We start from the raw sequence: 770 nt of genomic DNA on the forward strand, positions 1-770 counted from the left end.
TTGCATAATATAATAAAACAACCACCTTTTTTTAAGAGGTGGTTGTGGAGTTGCCCTTTCTTAATGCAGTTGGACTTATGCCATATATTCGCTTAAATGCGCGTCTAAAGGATTGGGCACTGTTGTAACCTACCATTTCAGCAATATCATTGATGTTAAGCTCCGTATTTTTTAGAAGCTTGCAAGCATGGTCTAATCTAACCTTTTCAAGATAATCGGTAAAGTTTATTCCAGTTTGCTCTTTGAATAAATGAGAGAAGTATCCCTCTGATAAATTAAATTGGGAAGATACTTTATAAAGTCCAAGGTCCTGATGCATATAGTTAGTATCAATATATTTTTTTATATTATTCATAAGCTCTAAATTATTATTGCTCTTTTGCTGTTGGACCAATTCACACATTTTGCTAAAGATAGTTTCTACTAATTTAAAATTTTGCTCTATCGTATTAGAAACATCTATACTTTTAACTATTTTTTTTATGGCATCCTGATCTGCAAACTGAGACATTAGCTTGATAATAGTACTTTTCAGTTCATAAATCAGTTCTTTTGACATATAAATTGATAAACTTCTTGATATAAAGTTTTCTTCATAAATTATAGACAATAGTTTTTGTACTTGTATTAAATCACCTGCTTTTACATAATTAATAAGTCTTTGTTCAAAATCTAATGGATAGTAGTAGATATCACTTTCCTTTGGTATATTCTGATACCACACAATTGCGTCATTTGTATCAGTAACATAATTAAGAGCCTGTTCAGCC

General features: G+C 30.3%; 1 protein-coding gene. It reads right to left on the reverse strand.

Translation table 11 applies throughout. The features are described from left to right. Nucleotides 1-31 precede the first annotated feature (31 nt). Nucleotides 32-770, reverse strand: a 739-nt coding sequence (locus CIB29_RS15165) for a helix-turn-helix domain-containing protein (RefSeq protein ID WP_157910323.1), incomplete at its 5' end; no start/stop codon positions are given.

Origin of the sequence: Petroclostridium xylanilyticum (genome assembly GCF_002252565.1) — a bacterium.
Lineage (GTDB): Bacteria > Bacillota > Clostridia > SK-Y3 > SK-Y3 > Petroclostridium > Petroclostridium xylanilyticum.